Genomic DNA, 22,819 nt, shown 5'->3' on the forward strand with positions numbered 1-22,819 from the left:
TTAAAAAATACAATATAAATGCTCAATTTGAAGGGAGACTACAAAATGCCTACATATAATAAGAAAACAATAGAAGATATAAATGTACAAGGAAAAAAGGTTTTAGTAAGATGTGATTTTAATGTACCTTTAAAAGATGGTGTAATAACTGATGAAAATAGATTAAATGGAGCACTACCTACTATAAATTATTTATTAAATAAAGGTGCTAAAGTTATATTATGTTCCCACTTAGGAAAACCAAAAGGTGAAGCTAAGCCAGAATTATCATTAGCTCCAGTAGCAAAAAGATTATCAGAAATGTTAAATAAAGAAGTTGTATTTGCAGCTGATGATAATGTAGTTGGTGAAGATGCAAAAAATGCCGTAGAAAAAATGCAAAATGGAGATATAGTATTATTACAAAACACTAGATATAGAAAAGAAGAAACTAAAAATGAAGATAATTTCTCTAAAGAATTAGCATCTTTAGCAGAAGTATTTGTAAATGATGCTTTTGGAACTGCTCATAGAGCTCATTGTTCAACAGTTGGTGTTTCAGAACATATTAAAGAAAATGTATGTGGGTATTTAATACAAAAAGAATTAAAATTCTTAGGTGAAGCTGTTGAAAAGCCAGTAAAACCATTTGTTGCTATATTAGGTGGAGCTAAAGTATCTGATAAGATAGCTGTTATAGAAAATTTATTAGATAAAGTGGATACATTAATAATAGGTGGAGGAATGGCTTATACATTCCTAAAAGCTCAAGGATATGAAATAGGAACTTCGTTACTTGAAGAAGATAAAGTAAATTATGCCAAGGAAATGATGGATAAGGCTAAATCTAAAGGTGTTAATTTGTTATTACCAGTAGATAATATAGTTGCTGATAAGTTTTCTCAAGATGCTACTCCTGTAACTACAGATGATGCTAACATACCATCTGGATATATGGGACTTGATATAGGGCCAAAAACTACAGAAACTTATGTCGATGCAATAAAAGATGCTAAAACAGTAATATGGAACGGGCCGATGGGAGTATTTGAATTCTCAAATTTTGCAAATGGTACTTTAGAAGTTGCAAAAACTATGGCAAATGCAGATGCTACAACAATAGTAGGTGGTGGAGATAGTGCTGCTGCTGTTAATCAATTAGGATTTGGAGATAAAATGACTCATGTATCTACAGGCGGAGGAGCATCTCTTGAGTTTTTAGAAGGAAAAGAGCTTCCAGGTATAGCTACATTAGATAATAAATAATATTACTTTTTAATATGAGAGGAATGATATATATGAGACGTCCTATAATAGCTGGAAATTGGAAAATGCATAAAACTATAAAAGAAGCTATAGAGTTTGTGAATGAAGTAAAAGATAGGGTTAATAATACGGATGTAGAAGCAGTTATATGCGCACCATTTACATTATTAAAAGACTTAAAAGATGTAACTAAAAATACTAATATAAAAATAGGCGCACAAAATATGCATTTTGAAGAAAATGGAGCATATACTGGAGAAGTGTCTCCGTTAATGTTAAAAGAATTAGGTATGGATTATGTAGTTATAGGCCACTCAGAAAGAAGACAGTATTTTAATGAAACCAATGAAACTGTAAATAAAAAGATATTAAAAGCCTTAGAACATGATATAAAACCTATATTATGTGTTGGTGAAACTTTGGAAGAAAGAGAATGTAATAAAACTAAAGAAGTTGTAAAAATTCAAACTGAAATGGCACTTAAAAATGTAGCTAGTGATAAAGTTGAAGATATAGTTATAGCTTATGAACCAATCTGGGCCATAGGCACAGGTAAAACTTCAAGTAGTCAAGATGCTAATGAAGTTATATCTTATATAAGAGAAGTAGTAAGAGATTTATATAATGAAGAAATCTCAGAAGAAGTTAGAATACAATATGGTGGAAGTGTTAAACCAAGTAATGTATCTGAAATAATGAATGAAAGTGACATAGATGGAGCATTAGTTGGAGGAGCTAGTTTAGTAGCCAAAGACTATGTTGAACTTGTTAATTTCTAAGGAGTTGAGACTTTGAAAAAACCAATAGCTTTAATTATAATGGACGGATATGGATGTAGCGACTTAACTCAAGGAAATGCTATATCATCTGCAAAGGTTCCTAATTTAGAAAAAATAGTAAAATCGTATCCAAATACACTAATAAAGGCCAGTGGCCTTGATGTAGGGTTACCTGAAGGTCAAATGGGTAACTCTGAAGTTGGGCATACTAACATAGGTGCTGGAAGAATAGTATATCAAGATTTAACTAGAATAACAAAGTCTATAAAAGACGGCGATTTTTTTGAAAATGATATACTATTAAAAGCTATGAATAATGCAAAAGATAAGTCTCTTCACATAATGGGATTATTATCAGATGGTGGAGTACATTCTCATATAGATCATCTTAAAGCATTAATAAAAATGGCCAAAACAAATAATTTAGAAAATGTTTATGTTCATGCTTTTACAGATGGAAGAGATACAGATCCACAAAGTTCCATAAAATACGTCCAAGAAATAGAAGATTATATGAAGGAAGTTGGAGTAGGTAAGATAGCTACTATTTCTGGTAGATATTATGCTATGGATAGAGATAAAAGATGGGAAAGAATACAATTAGCATATGATGTAATGATAAATGGAAAAGGAAATACTTGCACCTCAGCTATTGATGCAGTTAAAAAATCATATGATCAAGGCAAAAACGATGAGTTTATATTGCCTACTGTAGTAATAGAAAATGAAAAACCTTTAGGGTCTATAAAAGAAAATGATTCTATAATATTTTTTAACTTTAGACCAGATAGAGCAAGACAGATAACAAGAGCTTTAGTTTGCGATGAATTCGTAGGATTTGAAAGACCTTGTATGAAAACTTTCTTTGCATGTATGACAGAATATGATATAACAATACCTAATGTAGAAATAGCTTTTTGTCCTCAATCATTAAAAAACACATTAGGTGAATATTTGTCTAATAATAATAAAACTCAATTAAGAGTAGCAGAAACTGAAAAATATGCACACGTAACATTTTTCTTTAATGGTGGGTTAGAAGAACCACATAATGGAGAAGATAGAATGTTAATACCATCTCCAAAAGTTGAAACTTATGACCTTCAACCAGAGATGTCAGCATATGAGTTAACTGATAAGTTATTAGAAAAAATAGATGAAGATAAGTACGATTTTATAGTTGTAAACTATGCAAATCCTGATATGGTAGGCCATACAGGTGTATTTGATGCAGCTGTTAAAGCAGTAGAAACAGTAGATGCATGTGTTGAAAAAGTAGTTGAAAAAATACTGTCAAAAGGCGGCAGAGCTATATTAACAGCTGACCATGGTAATGCTGAAGAGATGGAAGATATTGAGACTCACCGTGTAATAACTGCACACTCAATTAATCCTGTTCCATTTATTGTAGTGGGAGATGATATAAAGAATATTAAGTTAAAAGATGATGGAAGACTATGCGATATGGCTCCTACAATACTAGACTTAATGGGACTTGAAAAACCTGAAGAGATGAGTGGTCATAGTTTAATTGTTAGATAAAAATATTTATATAAATTACATAAGATGGAAGGAGAAATAAAAATGTCATTAATAGATTTAGTTTATGCTAGAGAAGTTCTAGACTCAAGAGGAAATCCAACTGTAGAGGTTGAAGTTGTTTTAGAAAGTGGAGTTGTAGGAAGAGCTATTGTTCCATCAGGAGCATCTACAGGAGCATTTGAAGCTGTAGAATTAAGAGATGGAGATAAAACAAGATACTTAGGAAAAGGAGTTATTCAAGCTGTAGATAATGTAAATCAAATAATAGCTCCTGAATTAGAAGGTATGGATGCTTTTGATCAACCTGGTATAGATGGACTGATGCTTGAAATAGATGGAACTCCAAATAAAAGTAAATTAGGAGCTAATGCTATATTAGGTGTTTCTATGGCTGTAGCTAGAGCTGCTGCTGAAGAGTTAGGATTACCATTATTCCAATATATAGGTGGAGTTAATGCTAAACAATTACCAGTTCCTATGATGAACATAATAAACGGTGGAGCTCATGCTGATAATAACGTTGACGTACAAGAGTTTATGATATTACCAGTTGGAGCTGCTTCTTTTAGAGAAGGTTTAAGAATGGGAGCTGAAGTATTCCATTCATTAAAATCAGTTTTAGCTGCTAAAGGATTAGCTTGTGGTGTAGGTGATGAAGGTGGATTTGCGCCAAACCTACAGTCAAATAGAGAAGCTTTAGAATTAATAGTTGAAGCTATAACTAAAGCTGGATACACTCCAGGTGTAGATGTTATGTTAGGGCTAGATGTTGCTGCTACTGAATTATATGACAAAGCGAAAGGTAAGTATGTTTTAGCTGGTGAAGGAAAAGAATTAACTCCAGCTGATATGGTTGATTTTTATGCTGATTGGGTAGCTAACTTCCCTATAATCACTATAGAAGATGGTATGGATGAAGAAGATTGGGATGGATGGAAATTACTAACTGATAAATTAGGGAATACAGTTCAATTAGTTGGTGATGATTTATTTGTTACTAATACAGAAAGATTAAGCAGAGGTATATGTAGTGGAGTTGCTAACTCAATATTAATAAAAGTTAACCAAATAGGAACTATAACTGAAACTTTAGATGCAATTGAAATGGCTAAAAGAGCAGGTTATACTGCTGTCATATCTCATAGATCAGGTGAAACAGAAGATTCAACAATAGCTGATTTAGCTGTAGCTGTTAATGCTGGACAAATAAAAACTGGTGCTCCATCAAGAACAGATAGAGTTGCTAAGTACAATCAATTATTAAGAATAGAAGAAATGGTAGGAGACAGTGCTAGATACTGTGGATTACAATCTTTCTATAACTTAAAAAAATAATATTTTGTAGACAAAGCTTCCAGTGATAAATAATGCTGGGGGCTTTTGTATTTTATGTGATAAAATGGTCATTTTTTAAAAGAAAAAGGAGAAAGTTTTATTCTTTTTATATATTGAATATGATATTTTTATATGTTAGACTAATTTATGTAAGAAACAACTGCGCAGGAGGATTACAGATGAATAACGTATTTATGGGCGTACAACTAATATTGACTTTAGTTTTAATAGTAAGTGTTTTACTTCAAGAAACTAAAGCTAGTGCAGGATCAGCAGCAATAATGGGAGGTAGCAGCCAAACAACAGCTTACTTTAAGCCAAAAGGAAAAGAAGCAATACTTTCTAGAATAACTAAAATATCAGCTATATTATATTTCATAAACGCTATAGTATTAGTAGCTCTTCAGTAATGACATAATCCCACCTAAATAGTTGGGATTTTTTGATAAAAATTTTAAGATTCTGAAGATTTTTAAAATTTAATTTTTTTATTTTTTATTTTTTATTTTTTTAAGTGTAGGATTTAGTATTTAGCGTATGAGGAATTTATATTCCTTCATATAAATATTTAAAACTAAAGAGGGGGTAGTAGTAAATGAACTACATCTATTTCACGCCACTGGCTGGAATTGCGGCATTAGTATTTGCCTATATACTAGCAAACAAGATAAATAAAGTCGACGTAGGAACAGACAGAATGAGAGAAATCTCAACCTATATCCAGGAAGGTTCCATGGCCTTTTTAATGAGAGAGTATAAAACTCTTGTAGTATTTATAAGTATATTATTTGTTGTTTTAGGCCTTGGTATCAACTGGTTAACAGCTGTATGTTTCCTAATAGGGGCAGCGTTCTCAACGCTTGCAGGATTCTTTGGAATGAAAGTTGCAACAAAGGCAAATGTAAGAACTGCCAATGCAGCTAGAGAAGGTGGAATGAACAAAGCATTAAGCATAGCTTTCTCTGGTGGAGCAGTAATGGGTATGGTAGTAGTTGGGCTAGGATTACTAGGTGTTGCTCAAATATTTTTAACTTTATTAGCAACAGGACAAGATCCAGCAACTGCAGCTAATATATTAACAGGATTTGGTCTTGGAGCATCAACACTTGCATTATTTGGACGTGTTGGTGGTGGTATTTATACAAAAGCTGCTGACGTTGGAGCAGACTTAGTTGGTAAAGTTGAAGCTGGTATACCTGAAGATGACCCAAGAAACCCAGCGGTTATAGCTGATAACGTTGGTGACAATGTTGGTGACGTTGCAGGTATGGGTGCTGACTTATTTGAGTCATATGTAGGTTCTTTAATATCTGCTGTAACATTAGGAATAGTAGCTTTTGGAATGAAAGGTGCAATATTCCCTCTAGTATTAGCTGGAGTTGGAATAATTGGTTCTATAGTAGGTACATTCTTTGTTAAAGGTGATGAAAATTCAGATCCACATAAAGCATTAAAAATGGGTACATATGTTGCCGGAATTATAACTATAGCAGTAGCTTTCTTCTTATCAAAACAATTAATTGGAGATTTAAGTGCATTCTGGGCAATTGTAATAGGATTAGTAGTAGGTATAGCAATAGGACAGTTAACTGAAATATATACATCTGGAGATTATGCTTCAGTTAAAAAAATAGCTTCTCAATCTGAAACAGGACCAGCTACAAATATAATATCAGGACTTGCAGTAGGTATGATGTCTACTGGATGGCCTGTAATATTATTAGCATTTGGTATATTGTTTGCTTATGGAGTAGCAGGATTGTATGGAATAGCATTAGCAGCAGTAGGAATGTTATCGACAACAGGTATGACAGTTGCAGTTGACGCTTATGGGCCAATAGCTGATAATGCTGGTGGTATAGCAGAAATGGCAGAACTTCCAAAAGAAGTAAGAGCTATAACTGATAAACTGGATTCAGTAGGAAATACTACTGCAGCTATAGGTAAAGGATTTGCTATAGGATCTGCAGCGTTAACAGCACTTGCATTATTTGCTTCTTATACTGCAGCGGTAGGACTTAAGTCTATAGATTTAACTCAACCAACAGTTATATCTGGGATGTTAATAGGAGCTATGCTTCCATTCTTATTCTCGGCTATGACAATGGAGGCTGTTGGAAAAGCGGCATTCCAAATGATAGAAGAAGTTAGAAGACAATTTAGAGAGATGCCAGGTATTATGGAAGGAACAACAAAACCTGATTATGCTAAATGTGTTGATATATCAACTGGAGCAGCATTAAAGGAAATGATAATACCGGGAATATTAGCTATAGTTTCCCCTATCGCTGTGGGACTTATTTTAGGAACTGAAGGATTAGGCGGGTTATTGGCAGGATCTCTTGTATCAGGGGTATTACTTGCTATAATGATGGCAAACGCTGGTGGTGCATGGGATAATGCTAAAAAATATATAGAAAGTGGCGAGCATGGGGGTAAAGGTTCCGAACCTCATAAGGCTGCTGTAGTTGGAGATACAGTAGGAGATCCATTTAAAGATACTTCTGGACCTTCTATAAATATATTAATAAAACTTATGACAATAGTATCGTTAGTATTTGCTCCTGTATTCGTGAGATTCGGAGGAATAATATCTAATTTCATGTAAAAACTAATAATCAAAATATTATTAAGACAATTGGCGTTAATATAATGCTGATTGTCTTATTTTTTATATTTCACATTTTAACCAATATTTACCATTAAAATGTGTTAATATATTATAATGTAATAAGTTAAAAATGGAGATTATAAAAATAATGGATATAATGAAATATAACAAACATATTATTAATTAATAGGTTTTATATAAAATAAATTTTTTTAGGAGGACAATCTTATGGTACCGGGATTAAAGGAAAAGGTATTAGGGCTTATGGGAGAAGAAGGATATAATCCCCTAAAAAAGGAAGAATTAGCCCTTATATTTGATATACATTCAACTGAAATGCCAATGTTTTATAACTTTTTAGATGAACTATACCAAGACGGGTATATATACAAAACTCAAAAAGGTAAATATGTTCTTCCAAGCGAAGTAGGCTTATTTGTAGGAAAACTAACAACTCATCCAAAAGGATTTGGGTTTGTAATATCTGATGAAGTTGGAGCCAAGGATTTATTTATACCTGCAAATTCCATGAATGGAGCTATGCATAACGATAGAGTTATGGCCAAAATAACTTTAATAGGAACTGAAAATAAACGTGCAGAAGGCGAAATAATTGAAATAATAGATAGAGCTATAAAAGAAGTAGTAGGTACCTATGAATCTAGTTCAAATTTTGGATTTGTAGTTCCTGACAATAAAAGGTTTAATAAAGATATATATATACCAAAATCTTTATCTAATAAGGCTAAAGACGGAGATAAGGTTGTTTGTGAAATAACGCAATGGCCATCTCCTGGAAGAAACCCAGAAGGAAAAATAATAGAAGTATTAGGTCAAAAAGGTGAACGTGGAGTTGATATATTATCTGTAATAAGACAACACGGATTACCTGAGGAATTCCCAAGAAAGGTATTAGAAGAAGCTGATTCAATACCAGAGGGAATACCTGTAGAAGAAATAAATAGAAGAGTTGATTTAAGAGATATGACTATATTCACTATAGATGGTGAAGATGCTAAAGATTTAGATGATGCAATATCGATAGAAGTACTTCCTAATGGCAATTATAAATTAGGCGTTCATATTGCTGACGTTACTCATTATGTTAGAGAACATAACAAACTAGATAAAGAAGCTATAAAAAGAGGTACTTCAGTTTATTTAGTAGATAAAGTTGTGCCGATGCTTCCTCCACAATTATCTAACGGAGTTTGTAGTTTAAATCCATTTGAAGATAAGTTAACATTATCTATATTTATGGAAATAAACGATAAAGGAAAGGTACTTAACTATGAAATAGTAGAAAGTATAATAAATTCTAAAGCTAGAATGACTTATACTGAAGTTTCTGACATACTTGAAAATAAAGATGAAAAATTAATGAAAACTTTTGCAAATCTAGTTGAGGACTTTGAGAACTCTGAAAAGTTAGCTAGAATATTAATGAAGAGAAGAGAAGTTCGAGGAGCTATAGATTTTGATTTCCCAGAAGCAAAGATAATTTTAAATAAAGAAGGCGAAGTAGTAGATATAAAGAAATATGAAAGAAGAATATCAAACAAAATAATAGAAGAATTTATGCTTATAAGTAATGAAACTATAGCTGAACATTTCTTCTGGCTTAATATTCCATTTGTTTATAGAATACATGAAACTCCAAGCGCAGAAAAAATGGAGCAGTTAAGTAAATTTATATCTACATTTGGATATCATATAAAAGGAGATTTGGAAGATATTCAGCCTAAGGCCCTACAAGGTATAATTCATAAATTACATGGTAAACCTGAAGCTAGAGCTATAAATACTATTATGCTAAGATCTTTAAAGCAAGCTAAATATTCACCAGAATCTTTAGGTCACTTTGGATTGGCAGCGAAGTATTATAGCCACTTTACATCTCCTATAAGAAGATATCCAGATTTACAAATACACAGAATTATTAAAGAGTTTTTAAATGACAAAATTACTCCAAAAAGAAGTGACGCTCTTAAAGCTATAGTAGATTATGCATCCACTCAATCATCTACAAGAGAAAGAGCAGCAGATGAAGCTGAAAGAGATGTTCACGATATATTTAAAGCTAAGTATATGTATAATAAGGTAGGTCAAGTTTTTGAAGGTGTTATATCTAGTGTTACATCATTTGGTATATTCGTAGAACTTGATAACACAGTAGAAGGTTTAATAAGAGTGGTAAATATGCATGATGACTATTATATTTTCGATGATTCATCATATACTTTAATAGGAGAAAGAACTAAGAAGATGTATAAAATAGGAGATAAACTTAAAATCAAAGTAGATAATGTAAATGTTGATTTTAAAGAGATAGATTTTGCATTGGTAGAAGAAGACGGCGAAGAATAATATTAATAACAGTAAGTCAAGGTCTATGTGATTAGCCTTGACTTATTGTTAGATATATGGTATATTTTTATACAATATAATGTTGTTAGAAGGTGAATCTTATGGGTGAAGGTAAAAAAATATTAGCAACAAACAGAAAAGCAAGACATGAATACTTTATAGAAGAAGTATATGAAGTAGGAATAGAATTAAGAGGAACAGAAGTTAAGTCTATAAGACAAGGAAAGATAAATTTATCTGATGGATTTGCATCTGTAGACAATGGAGAAGTATTCTTAAAACAAGTTCACATAAGCCCATATGAACAAGGAAATATATTCAATGTAGATCCTTTAAGAGTTAGAAAATTATTACTTCACAGACATGAAATAAGAAAGCTAATAGGTGCAACGACTTTAAAAGGTTTTTCACTTATACCTTTAAGTATGTATTTTAAAAATGGAAAAGTTAAAGTTGAACTAGCTTTAGCAAAAGGTAAGAAGTTATACGATAAACGACATGATTTAGCTAAAAAAGATGCCGATAGACGTATACAAAGAGAAATGTCTGGCAAATACTAGAACTTAATATATAACATGGGGGCGTAAAGGTTTCGACGGGGGTTTGGAACTCGGGGCTGCGTGCCGTGTTACTCTGGGTCACGTAAAAACTGGAGAAAAAAAACAAACGCAAACGATAATTACGCATTAGCGGCTTAATATAGCTGCTCGTCCTCCTTACTCTTCCCGCGGAGTAAGCTAGGGCGTCATCTAGACGGGGAACTATCTTTAGGGTGCCTTGACTAAATGATGGAATAATTAAGGCTGGTTGATCACAAAGCCCGCTGCTAGGCGTTGTGTGATACGAGATACTAAATATAGTAGCTACGTATGTAGACGTTCCGGGGAAAAGACTTTCGGACAGGGGTTCGACTCCCCTCGCCTCCACCAATACCTAGTATTATCAATGGTTTACAGCACTTTAACGATTAAGATTACAAGTTCGATTCGGAAGAAATTCTTCTGTGTCCGATACCTGTAATCTTTTTTATTTGAGGTGTTAAAATGGCTAAAAGACTACAATTAACAAAAAATGTTACTCCGATGCGGTTTGATAAGGAGGTAACAGCAACTCATTTCTCCGTATTGGATTTTATTGAAAAGCAGAAAGATTTTCTCATCTATAAGAAGTCCCAAAACTTGTCTACAAGGACTTTGTACGATTACGACAGGGCTTTTCTTTACATGAATAATTATATAAATGAGTATTATTCGGACACCACAATTCGATACGACATTACCCTGATTAGAGGGTACATTGCTTATATGCTAGAGAAGGTTAGTCCTAACACTACCAATATCAGAATACGATATTTAAAGGTATATTTAGCCTTTTTGGAAGATGAAGGATATATTAAAGATAGAATAAATGAAAGGGTAAAAAAGGTTAGGGAAGTTAAGAATGTGAAACAACCTTTAACTCAAAGTGATATAAAGAAGTTACTCAAAGTAATCAATATGACTTCATATGCAGGATTGAGGGATTATGTTATAATACTTCTCATGCTATCCGTGGGTACAAGGGTAAATGAAACTGTCAATATAAGGGTTAAAGATGTGAATTTAAAGGATAAGTATATAATCATAAACGGAGAAACTGCAAAGAATAGGACTCAAAGGATTGTACCATTGAACAATAAGTTACAACCATATGTTAAGAAGCTAGTGGAAATTGCTAATGGTGTTAACAGCGAGTATTTATTTTTATCAAGTGTATCATACAGTAAGGTCGCCTTATCTCATATCAAGAGTCGACTGATAGAGTACGGAAAGAAGGCAGGGTTAGATAAAAGTACCTCACCACATAAGTTAAGGCATACAGCATTAACCAATATGTTAAAGAATGGCAGTAATCCGTTAGATGTCTGTAGAATAGCAGGGCATTCTTCTTTAGAAATAACCATGGCATACTACCATAACAATATAAATGATTTGCACAAGGCTATACAAAAAGATACTTTATCTGATTTATAGTTCAATAAAAGCCATAAAAAAGAGTGGTTAAGGATTTTATTTCCTCACCACTTTTTTACTTTTGATATTACTATATATAAGAGAGTTTTGATGACATATATTGACACATATAAAATCATTGGGAATACTCATTCTAGAGGGGGATTGGGTTGATTTTATAAGGGCAAAAATAGGACTTTGCTTAAATACAAATCCGTAAATTTTCTATGTACACATACCAATGATATAAAAGGGAGGAATTTTAAGCATCCCCCTCCCTTTAAAAAGAAACAGTTCCATAAATATCAATCATTTTCTTTTCTTATGTTACTTTAGGTTCTACTTTTTTTACTTGTGTTTGACATTAGGTGAATTTTCTAAAATTGTTACCACTTTTTTATTTGTAGTAAAGATGATTTCTATTCATCAATCCCTTTAATTTTATCCAATATTTCACCAGCATCGGAATAATCTTTTTTTAGTTGTTGTAGAAACTCATTGTCGCTAGTGTCAAATTTATTTAATTCTTCCAGTATCCTTTCTATAAAATCGTTGTAATACTCTACGTCGTTTTTTAGCTTATTGATAGTATCCTGTTGTTGTATTGACTTTTCAATTAAGTGTTCTATATTAACAGATGGCTTAAATAGTTTTTTCATAAGTTACTCTCCTTTAATATCTTTATTTTGCTTCATTTGGATTACTACTATACGTTAAAGGTGATAGTTCGGAAAGGATGGGGCGTATATCTACTTTCAATTGCATCTTTTATTAATACAAGTCATTCCGTCATATCCCTTATAATATAATAAGTATCTTATATTAAATATACTATCGAACGTAAGTGAGATACCTACGTAGTAGGTTAGTGTTTTGTAATATACCTTTATACCATATTACCTTAATACCTTAATACCTTACCCCTGTTTTAGGGGTGGAAAACTAGAATTAAATCTCAGGCATCGGTATAGGTGTGTAGAACTCTTCATCGTGATTAACCTTGTTAAGTATATCTTCAATCGTAAATTCATTTGCTTCTAAGGATGGTTCAAGAAACTCCCCATGTGGCTTACAAACTCTGAATGCCCATTGTACCCAATCTAATGTTCCTTCAGCTATTACAGGATAGAAGACGTTAACTTCTGTGTTTTGCTTTCTAGTACTTGGGATAGACTTATAATAGAGAAGACCCTTAGTATTTAGAGAACGGATTGCATTAGTGAATCTTGCATTCGTTATTCCATAATCCTCATAAGCTTCATCATATGTCATAGAAACTCTACCGAACCCATTCTCATCAATATTGAAACCCTCAATTGCGTTACCTTTAAACCTCAGCATACTTACATACTGAAGTCTTGTTACTAAAAGTGAGTACACTATTAAATCTACTTCCTTTAGCTGATACTCTTTCATTAACTTAAAATTAATGAATCCCATAACTTCTTTCTTTTCCTTTGTCATTTTCCTCTTCTCCTCATTTTTGATTTTTTAAGGGATTCCTAATAAAAGTAGTCCTATTCTTATAACAAGATAAATATCCAGAGTGGGACATCTGGTAAAAGAATTTTTATAAGAGTTTACCGAATACAATTAATTAGTGGATATTTGAAATTATGCAATTATATGATGTATAATTGAATGAATGTACATTTGTAAAATTTTTCGTAGTAACCTCAAAATATAACTAGGAGATTAAAAATGATGGAGAATAGAACAATATTAGATAACTTACCAAGTATAGATGACTGCAAGAGAATATTTCAAGCTATTGCTATGTTAGACGCAATTATTATGCCTGAATGGGAATATCGATATTACTCCTTTAATTCAAAGTGGTACACAAATGAAATGATGGCATCAATGAGGGATGGTAGTGGTCAGCATTACTTTGCACTTTTTAATGAATATGGACTTATAATAAAAGGATTAGAACACTATTCAACTCATGGTAGACTGTTTCAACAAACGGGGAAGGTAGATACAAAAATATTGAGAAATATACCTAAAGAGTTTGAACAATTTGTGCAAGAACCTGCATTTATTACTGGTGAAACTTCCTTTTGTGTATGGACTATTAATAATGAAAAAGGTTGGCATTCGGGAAAAGAGTATAGTTCAGAGGAATTGTACTTACTGAATATTCTTAAGCAAGGTGCTGAAGGTTATGCTAAGTGGGCAGAAGAGTATTATGAAACTGATATTGATTCAGGTATCGTAAAAGATATTTTTAATCTCAAACCTTTAAGCCAAGTTATAATAAATAGTTTAAATAACGAGGTAACCTTAGAGGATATCCGAGATGATATTATAGAAATAGGTTATCCTACTGACAACTAATAATAGATTACTTAGTACCCATTAATGCCAACAACTAAGGCAGAAGTAGCAAGAACAAAAGCATTATTGGAGATTATTACAGCAAAGGGACTTGTAAAGGAAAGAACCCTTAATTAAGATACGGAAAAACAAAAAATTGAAACCTTAAATAGAAGCAGAGTATGTGATATTGTTTAACACCTAATTCCGATTTAAAACTATCCTTAGGCATCCCCAACCCTTACTTATTCTTTGAACCATATAATGTTGTATAGCAGTAAATTGTTTATTAGAAGTGTACTTATAACAAGTATACTAAAGTAATGTAAATGTGTTTATTTAAAGTTGTATTATGAACTTATAAATAAGTGTTTGCATGAATCTTTTATTATGAACAGACATTTTGATATAATATATAGCATCAAGGTAGAATTACATACTATAGGTGAAAAATCTATCCGTTAATAGCTAGAAAGGATGGTGCTTGTTTATGAGAGTTAGAGTATATGATAAAGACGTTAATAATTATTTTGTTTCGGAAGTATATGCAATAATAAATACTGGATACTATGAAAAATATCTTGTACTTGAAGAAATAGATAGCAAGAGATATTTTAGGATGTTTGATTATTTGGATAAATCAAATGGTGGGCCACATTTTCCAGTAAATATTAATGTTATAAGTTCTAATGAATTACCTGAACCGTGGATATATAAAACAGAACCTGACTTGAAGTATTTTATGGATAAACTTAATACTAATGATAAATATAAAGGTATTTACGGCTATAGAGGGTATGCTTTCGTTTTTGAACAAAAAGAATTATTAATTGAATTATTTATTGGAAATAAAGTAACTTTTGAAGAGATGCTTGGATACAAGAAACAGATTTGCACAAAGTTAACTGGATGGAATTACGTAGAGTCTGAGGAAGATATACATAACATAATGAAAACATTTGGTGGATTCCATGATTCAGTGTTAAGGACTTTAAACTACGTAAGTGGTCATGAAAAAGATGAAGAAGGATGTTTGGTATTAGATAATGTTAGGCGAGTTTCAATGATATTTGATAGTCAATGGTCGGATAGTATTGAAATTATTTTTGAAGGAATGTTGGCACTTAACTTGAGACCTGCAAAGGATAATTATACTTCTGAATTGTTTTCAGCAACTATTTTATTAAAGGATAAAACTATTCTGTTTTACGATGATGAGGTAAATTCAGAACAGAAAGATTTTGAAGGGACTTGGATAAATGCATTGGGCATGAGATGGAGATTCTTACAAGAATAAAAGAATATTAGAATAGCTTTAGGATATATAGAAATTGTAAAAATAGCCTTGCTAACTAGCTTTACGGATAGTAGGGGGTTTATATGAATTCCGTTAGTCTATTAGGTCTGCTATATTTACATTTTTGCACCTATTAGTTTACTCCAAGTTTATGTTATGATAAAATGAAAAGTAACAGCAAATCGGATACTCCGAATGGGACTTGTAAATAATAATTGCTACAAGCATTGATATAACTGGAAAAGTAAGGCAAGTGAAAGCTTTTCGGACAGGGGTTCGACTCCCCTCGCCTCCACCATTGAAACCCACGAATTAGGTATTGACTAAAAAGTCAATACCTTTTTTTGTTTTTGAAGAAATACAAATTAATATGTATTTTGAGAGAAACTTTAGTGTAATATACATCTAAATATGGCTATTATTAAAAATTGGACTTGATATTTAAAAAATTATAGGTCTTTAGTTTTGATAATTAATTTTAGATTGTATAAGGAGTAAAAAGATAAATAATGTCGAAAAATGTTGTTAAAAAATTGACTAATTACACACATAACATATTTTAATGTCGAGTTTTGCATGGTAAAATCATGTAAGTGGGCTCGTACTAGAAAAAGGAAAAAATAAAGAAATTATATCAAAAAACACAAAGTATTACTAACATTTAAATTGTATTTAATTGGGACTAAAAGGAGGATGTATTTTGAAGAAGTATCAGAGGCTATTAGCACTCATATTAGTTATTACAGTTTTAATAACATCACTTCCAATGCAGGTGATGGCAGAACAAATAAACAATGTATCTGCAAATGATACAATTGAAAATGCTACATTAAATGAAGAGACTAAATCTAAGTTACCTGAACCTAGAGGAACTCAAAATTCAACATTACCCGAAAAAAATAAAGCTAAAATAATTGGGGAAATAGTAGAAGAAAGAGAAAAAAATGTAAAAAGATTCTTAAAAGAAGATGGTAGCTATGAGGCTGCTGTTTATCCAAGAGCAGTCCACTATAAAGAAGGCAATGAATGGAAAGATATAGACAACTCTTTAATTGAAAGCGTTTCTGAAGAAGATAATCAAGGTGTTTTAGAGAATAAACAAAATAGCTTTAAAGTAAAACTGGCAAAGAACACAAAATCTAAGAAGTTAGTTAAGATTAAAAAGGATAATTATGAGTTATCTTGGGGTATTGATAATGCTCTAGATTCAACTGGTCAAGTTAAAGCAAAAGATAGTAATTATATAAATTCATTATCAGAAGATGACAAGAAAAAGACTTTAAATAATATTAATTCGATTGTTGATTTTAAGGATGTATATCAAAATGTAGACTTTAGATATAACATTGCAGGCGAAGATGTTAAAGAAGATATAATAATTAAAGATAAAATAGAGAATTCAATATTTAAATTTAACATTGAGTTAAAAAATATACTTCCAAAGCTATTAGAAGATAATAGTATAGTATTTTATGATATAAATGACCCAAGTAAGCAAGTATTTTCTTTAGATGCTCCATTTATGTATGATGCTAAGGGAGAGGAAACTAAAGATATACAAGTAAGCATACAACAAGATGAAAAAGGATATGTACTTACTATAACACCAAATAATGAATGGATAAATAGTAGTGAGAGAGCTTATCCTGTTGTTATTGACCCATCAGTAAGTACTTCATTAGATAAAAGTAAAATATATGATGCGCATGTTTCTCAGAACTATCCAACTACAAATTATAAGGATAGTGTGATGTTAAAAACAGGGAAGGGTGCAAGTTCAGGTATAAATAGGTCGTATATTTCCTTCGTATTACCAGGGATGAGTACAGGAGATTTAATTACTAATGCTAATTTAGATTTAGCTTTATATACAACTAACTCTAATAAAGTTCAAATAGATGCTCATAAGGTATTAGGATCATGGGATTTATCGACTTTAACATGGAACAACAAGCCTTCATATAACTCTAAGATTGATGAATATGAACTTGTACAAGGTACATCAGGCCAATTTTTTTCATGGAATATAACAAGTATAGTAAAAGAATGGTACTCAACAGGAAATAACTATGGATTAATGCTAAAGAATCATGATGAAAGCGTTGGATATAATGAATATTTTTCAGCAAATACTTCATTAGCATATGAGATTTATAGACCACAAGTCACAATAGATTATGTAAATAACTCAGGACTTGAAAGTTATTGGACATATCATTCTCAAGATTTAGGAAGAGCTGGAACTAGTTATTTAAATGATTATAATGGAAATCTTGTGTTAGTTCATGATGATTTAGAAATGAATGGAAACAGAATGCCTATTTCTTTAAATCATGTATTTAATAGTAATAATAGAGAACGCAATATAGGATATGGATTTGGATGGAGATTAAACCTAAATCAAACAATTAACTATCAAGTAATTAATGGTACAACATACTATGTATATACCGATGAAGATGCAACAAAACATTATTTAGCATATGATTCAGTAAGCCAAGTATATAAAGATGAATCTGGACTTGACTTAACGATGACTATAGATTCAAGTACTACAGTGGAAAAGTATAAACTAAAAGATAAGGGTGGAAATCAATTAAGTTTTAATTCAGCGGGTTATTTAACTTATATTACAGATAATAATGGAAATAAGATAACTTTAGAGTATACTAATAATATTTTAACAAAAGTAACTGACGGATCGGGTAGAGTTACAGAATTAAAAATAGATGCAAACAATAGACTTTCAAGTATCATTGATCCAAGTGGAAGAACTACTACTTTTTCATATACATCAGATCAACTTAATAAAATAACCTATCCAGATAATAAATATACAATATATGAGTATACAGCAAGTAACAACTTAATAGGAGCAATAAATGCTGATGGGTATAAAATGTCTTACTCATATTATTCTGTTGCACCATATAGAATTAAAAATATAGAAGAAAAACATACAAATGGAACTTTAGGTGAGAAATTAGATATAGTTTATGGATATAATACTACTACGTTTACAGATTATAACGGAAGAAAAAATATATATCAATTTAATGATCAAGGAAATACAGTAAGTATCCAGGATCATAATGGAAATGCTCAATATTATAAGTATCTTGAAGATGGTGGGAATAAAAACAAACTTAGTAGTCAATCAAAGCTACAAAAAACAGTTTCAAATTATATAATTAACCATAATATTGAACAAAGTGGTAATTGGTACGAATTTAGTTATTGGGGATCAACCGCTAATATAAGTTTTACTACAGAAGAGAAGTATATAGGAAATCAATCTCTAAAGATTGAAAAAACAAATACGTTAGGGGACCACAACTACTATCAGACATTGGCTGTAGAAAAGGGCAAAACGTATACACTCTCAGGATATATGAAGACAAATAATATCTCAAATGTAAGTAATAAAGGAGCAGCTATATATATTACCTATCAAGCAGGCGATGGAACATGGATGCATGTATATTCTGATTATGTAACTGGAACAAAAAATTGGGATAGATATGAAGTAAAGTTTACATTACCAGCAGATGCAATGACTAATGAGGTAAGAGTAAAGGCAGGTATTAATGGAGAGACAGGAATAGCTTACTTTGATAATTTACAGCTTGAAGATGGATCTATAGCAAATAGATATAACTTAGTAGAAAATCCTGACTTAAAATATGGTACAGGTATTCCAACTTTCTGGTATAAAAATAGTGAATCTGATGCTTCAGATACACTAACAACTGTTACAGGACAGCCTTTATCACTAGATAGTAATGTCTTTAAAATCAATGGAGTTGCAGAGAAGCATAAAACTATTTATCAAACATTCGATATTTCAGGAAATGCAGGTGATACATTTGTTTTTGGAGGATGGGCAAAAGGGGAATCTGTACCTTCGACTAAAAGCACAGGAAGATACTTCGCATTAGAAATCGGAATAAAAAGAACAGATGGAAGTTTCCAATGGGTTGCAGCCCATTTTAATGAAGATTCAAATCAGTGGCAATATACTTCTAATGTAGTTGTTGCTGATAGTAATTATACTAAAATATTAATTCAGCCAATGTATTATAATAATGCAAATTCAGCATACTTTGATGGACTGCAGTTATATAAAGAAGAATTTGGTGAGAGTTATCAATATGACTCAAATGGTAATATAATATCTACTAAGGATTTAGCAAAGCAACAATCACAGTTTCAATATAACACTAATAACGATTTAATCAAGGCAACAGACCCTAAGGGAAATAACTTTAATTATTCATATGACTCAAAGCATAACTTATTAAATGCAACATCTGCTGAAAATGTTGTATATTCATTTACACATGATAGTTATGGTAATCCTTTAACAGCTAAAGTGGGAGATGATACTTTATTTATAAATTCATCATCAACTTATACTGCAAATGGAAACTATACAAAAACACTAACAGATTCAGAAGGAAATATTGTAACTTATAATTACGATGAAACTAAGGGGAACCTAGATAGTTTAGTAGATGTAAACGGAAAAACGACTTCTTATTCATATGACAATATAGATAGACTAGAAAGTGTATCTAAAGTTGCAGATGGAGTTAATATAACTAATAGTTATTCATATGAAAATAATAAACTAAAAACTATAACGCATAATGGATTTAGCTATAACTTTGGTTATGACTCTTTAGGAAATAATACAACTGTTTCAGTTGGAACTCAAAATTTAATAACAAATATATACGAAGCAAGAACAAGTAAACTCTTAGAGTCTAAATATGGAAATAACCAAAGAATAAGCTATGTTTACGATAACGAAGATAGGGTTATTTCTGAAAAATATATAGACAGTTCAAATAATACACATGAAAGATATAAATATGAGTATGATGCAAGTGGAAATGTAGGATACCATGAAGATTTAGTAAATGGATTAAGCTATAGATATATATATGACTTATCAGATAGGCTTGTTAAGATAAAAGAGTCAAATGGGAATACAGTGTCTTATGAGTATGATAAAAACAACAATAACAGCAAGGTTGTAGAAAAAGTAAATAACAATACATATACAACAAGCTATGGATATGATAAAGACAATAGACCTACAAATCTAATAACGCCTAAAGGAAAAACAACGAGTTATATATATGACCCAATAGGAAGAATTGACTATAGTACAATAGACACAGGTATACAGTATAAAACTGACTACACCTACAAAAGTGGAATAAATGGAGCTACAACAACTAAGGTAGAGTCTATTGATAATGGAGGAAAGAAAATTTCCTATACATATGACAAAAATGGTAATATAGAAACTATAACAGAAAATGGAAAAGTGATAAAGTATTACTATAATGAGCTAAATGAACTAAAAAGAGAAGATAACCAGGCTTTAAATAAAACAATAGTTTATACGTATGATGTTGGAGGAAATATCTTAACTAAAATAGAATATCCATACACAACAGGTACACCATCAAATCCAACTAAAACATATGATTATAACTATAATGATTATAACTATAATGATTCAAACTGGAAGGATAAGTTAACTAACTTTGATGGTAGGGAAATAACTTATGATCAAATAGGGAATCCATTAACATACAATGGATGGACATATAATTGGGAAGAAGGAAGACAGTTAGCAGGACTAAGTGGAAATGGATTAAATATATTATACAAATATAACTCTGATGGAATTAGAACAGAGAAAAAAGTAGGCGAAGTTACGACAAAGTATCATGTTGCAGGTGATAAGGTAACATTTGAAACTAATGGATCAGATAATATTTATTATACTTATGATAGTAATGATAATCTTGTAAGTATGGAGTTAAATGGAGTAGAATATTACTATGTAAGAAATGTACAAGGAGATATAATAGGCCTTATAGATGGTAATGGAACTCAAGTTGTAACTTACACTTATGATTCATGGGGTAAACTCATATCAATAGAAGGTAGTTTAAAAGATACATTAGGTATAAAGAATCCATATAGATATAGGGGATATAGGTATGATACTGAAACAGGATTATATTACCTACAAAGTAGATACTATAACGCTGAATGGGGTAGATTTATTAATGCAGATAACATTGCAGGTTCAAGAGGCGTTTTGCTATCTCATAATGTGTTTGCGTATTGTATCAATAATCCTGTTAATCAATCAGATGAAGGTGGATTTATTGCTCCTGCTGTAGTTGTTGCTGCATATATGTATGCCTGTAGCATTGCATCCTCACCGGATACACAACAAGATTTACAATTTATAGCCATGAATATAGCGAGAAGGAACTATTTAGCGGCTGCGCTAGACCTTGTTGGAGTTCTTGTACCGGGAGCTACTGGACTGGGGCAGTTGGCAAAACCAGGACAAAAGGTTACACTTAAATTATTACGTGCTATAGATAGATCTTTAGAAGGTACAGCTAAGTCAAGCTCAACAAAACTAAGAAAAAGTTTGATTGAGGCGGGAAAAAAGGTACCTGGGTTTGCTAATGCTGCACATCACATAGTAGCAGGGAATGCAGTGGGATCAAAAAAAGCTCGATTAATACTAAAAAAGTATAGTATTGACATAAATTCTGCATACAATGGGGCGTTTTTATCGAAATCATATCATAGTCGACTACATACTAAGGCCTACTATACAAAAGTAAATGATTTACTTGGAGAAGCTAATTCTAGATCAGAAGCAATAGAAATACTTAATGATATTGCTAGTCAATTAAGAAATGGTAAATTCTAGAACAGGAGGAATAAGAGAGTGAAAATTTGGCATTTAGATTTTGAAGTAGATGAGTATAATAATTTAATAGTTCAAGACGAAGAAGATTTGGAAAGTCTTGAATTCAATGGTAATAGTAAATCTAACATATGGCAACCTATGAATGTAAAGATATATGGACGTAAACCATTAAGTGATGTAACATGTTTGAGTTTGATACCTGGTATTCCGGTATTTAATAAGAAAGCACTAGAAGTGCTAGATGCTTTTATCAATGATAGTGTAGAAATTTTATCTTTAAATTGTAATAAAGGAGAATTCTTTGCTATAAATGTGATTAATATTTTAGATTGCATAGACTATGATAAATCAGAATATATAAGTTTTAAAAGTTCAGGCCGAATTATGAGATTCGAAAAATATGTATTTATAAAGGAATCTGTAAAAGAAAAGCATATTTTTAAAATTATAGACGAACCTAGAAGAAGAGCATTTGTATCTGATGAGTTTAGAAATAAAGTTCTAGAAAGTAGTCTAACGGGTTTTAAGTTTGAATTAGCATGGGATTCAGAAGAGATGTAGAAAATATACATTGAATAA

General features: G+C 31.4%; 15 protein-coding genes and 1 other RNA gene. 14 read left to right on the forward strand and 2 right to left on the reverse strand.

Translation table 11 applies throughout. From position 1 onward, the window contains the following. Positions 1-45 precede the first annotated feature (45 nt). From BS62_RS03935 to BS62_RS03980, 10 genes are all read left to right on the forward strand, one after another. A complete protein-coding gene (locus tag BS62_RS03935) occupies positions 46-1,245 on the forward strand; it encodes a phosphoglycerate kinase (RefSeq protein WP_496489945.1) in 1,200 nt (399 codons plus the stop codon). A gap of 32 nt (positions 1,246-1,277) precedes the next feature. Beyond that, positions 1,278-2,024 carry a triose-phosphate isomerase gene (tpiA, locus tag BS62_RS03940; RefSeq protein WP_496489946.1) on the forward strand — a complete coding sequence of 249 codons (747 nt, stop codon included), beginning with the start codon at positions 1,278-1,280 and terminating at the stop codon, positions 2,022-2,024. A 12-nt stretch (positions 2,025-2,036) separates the two neighbouring features. Beyond that, positions 2,037-3,566 (forward strand): 2,3-bisphosphoglycerate-independent phosphoglycerate mutase, encoded by a 1,530-nt coding sequence (gene gpmI / locus BS62_RS03945; RefSeq protein ID WP_496489947.1) that lies wholly within the window; start codon positions 2,037-2,039, stop codon positions 3,564-3,566. A gap of 42 nt (positions 3,567-3,608) precedes the next feature. Continuing rightward, positions 3,609-4,901, forward strand: a complete 1,293-nt coding sequence (gene eno, locus BS62_RS03950) for a phosphopyruvate hydratase (RefSeq protein ID WP_496489948.1) — start codon at positions 3,609-3,611, stop codon at positions 4,899-4,901. Positions 4,902-5,080: 179 nt separating this feature from the next. Further along, on the forward strand, positions 5,081-5,311 hold the full coding sequence (gene secG / locus BS62_RS03955) for a preprotein translocase subunit SecG (protein WP_496489949.1): 231 nt from the start codon (positions 5,081-5,083) through the stop codon (positions 5,309-5,311). Between the two features lie 185 nt (positions 5,312-5,496). Next, complete coding sequence (locus tag BS62_RS03960) at positions 5,497-7,509, forward strand: sodium-translocating pyrophosphatase (protein WP_496489950.1); 2,013 nt, start codon at positions 5,497-5,499, stop codon at positions 7,507-7,509. A 231-nt stretch (positions 7,510-7,740) separates the two neighbouring features. Further along, positions 7,741-9,879, forward strand: coding sequence for a ribonuclease R (rnr, locus tag BS62_RS03965; protein WP_496489951.1), 2,139 nt, complete (start codon positions 7,741-7,743; stop codon positions 9,877-9,879). Between the two features lie 101 nt (positions 9,880-9,980). Continuing rightward, entirely contained in the window at positions 9,981-10,439 is a 459-nt protein-coding gene (gene smpB, locus BS62_RS03970; protein WP_496489952.1) for an SsrA-binding protein SmpB, read from the forward strand. Between the two features lie 17 nt (positions 10,440-10,456). After that, positions 10,457-10,808: a transfer-messenger RNA gene (gene ssrA / locus BS62_RS03975) on the forward strand. 114 nt (positions 10,809-10,922) lie between these two features. Further along, on the forward strand, positions 10,923-11,891 hold the full coding sequence (locus BS62_RS03980; protein WP_496489953.1) for a tyrosine-type recombinase/integrase: 969 nt from the start codon (positions 10,923-10,925) through the stop codon (positions 11,889-11,891). 398 nt (positions 11,892-12,289) lie between these two features. Here the strand turns inward: BS62_RS03980 and BS62_RS03985 are convergent, their stop codons facing one another. Further along, entirely contained in the window at positions 12,290-12,529 is a 240-nt protein-coding gene (locus BS62_RS03985) for a hypothetical protein (RefSeq protein WP_496489954.1), read from the reverse strand. A 289-nt stretch (positions 12,530-12,818) separates the two neighbouring features. Further along, complete coding sequence (locus BS62_RS03990; protein WP_496489955.1) at positions 12,819-13,334, reverse strand: hypothetical protein; 516 nt, start codon at positions 13,332-13,334, stop codon at positions 12,819-12,821. Positions 13,335-13,571: 237 nt separating this feature from the next. Between BS62_RS03990 and BS62_RS03995 the strand changes: the two genes are divergently transcribed. From BS62_RS03995 to BS62_RS04010, 4 genes are all read left to right on the forward strand, one after another. Then, positions 13,572-14,210 carry a hypothetical protein gene (locus BS62_RS03995; RefSeq protein WP_496489956.1) on the forward strand — a complete coding sequence of 213 codons (639 nt, stop codon included), beginning with the start codon at positions 13,572-13,574 and terminating at the stop codon, positions 14,208-14,210. 469 nt (positions 14,211-14,679) lie between these two features. Then, positions 14,680-15,486 (forward strand): hypothetical protein, encoded by an 807-nt coding sequence (locus BS62_RS04000; protein ID WP_496489957.1) that lies wholly within the window; start codon positions 14,680-14,682, stop codon positions 15,484-15,486. 700 nt (positions 15,487-16,186) lie between these two features. Continuing rightward, a complete protein-coding gene (locus BS62_RS04005; protein WP_496489958.1) occupies positions 16,187-22,240 on the forward strand; it encodes a DNRLRE domain-containing protein in 6,054 nt (2,017 codons plus the stop codon). An 18-nt stretch (positions 22,241-22,258) separates the two neighbouring features. After that, the gene (locus BS62_RS04010) at positions 22,259-22,801 is read left to right on the forward strand and encodes an imm11 family protein (RefSeq protein ID WP_496489959.1); all 543 of its coding nucleotides are present in this window, start codon (positions 22,259-22,261) and stop codon (positions 22,799-22,801) included. Positions 22,802-22,819 lie beyond the last annotated feature (18 nt).

The sequence above is a fragment of the Sporacetigenium mesophilum DSM 16796 genome (assembly GCF_059569055.1).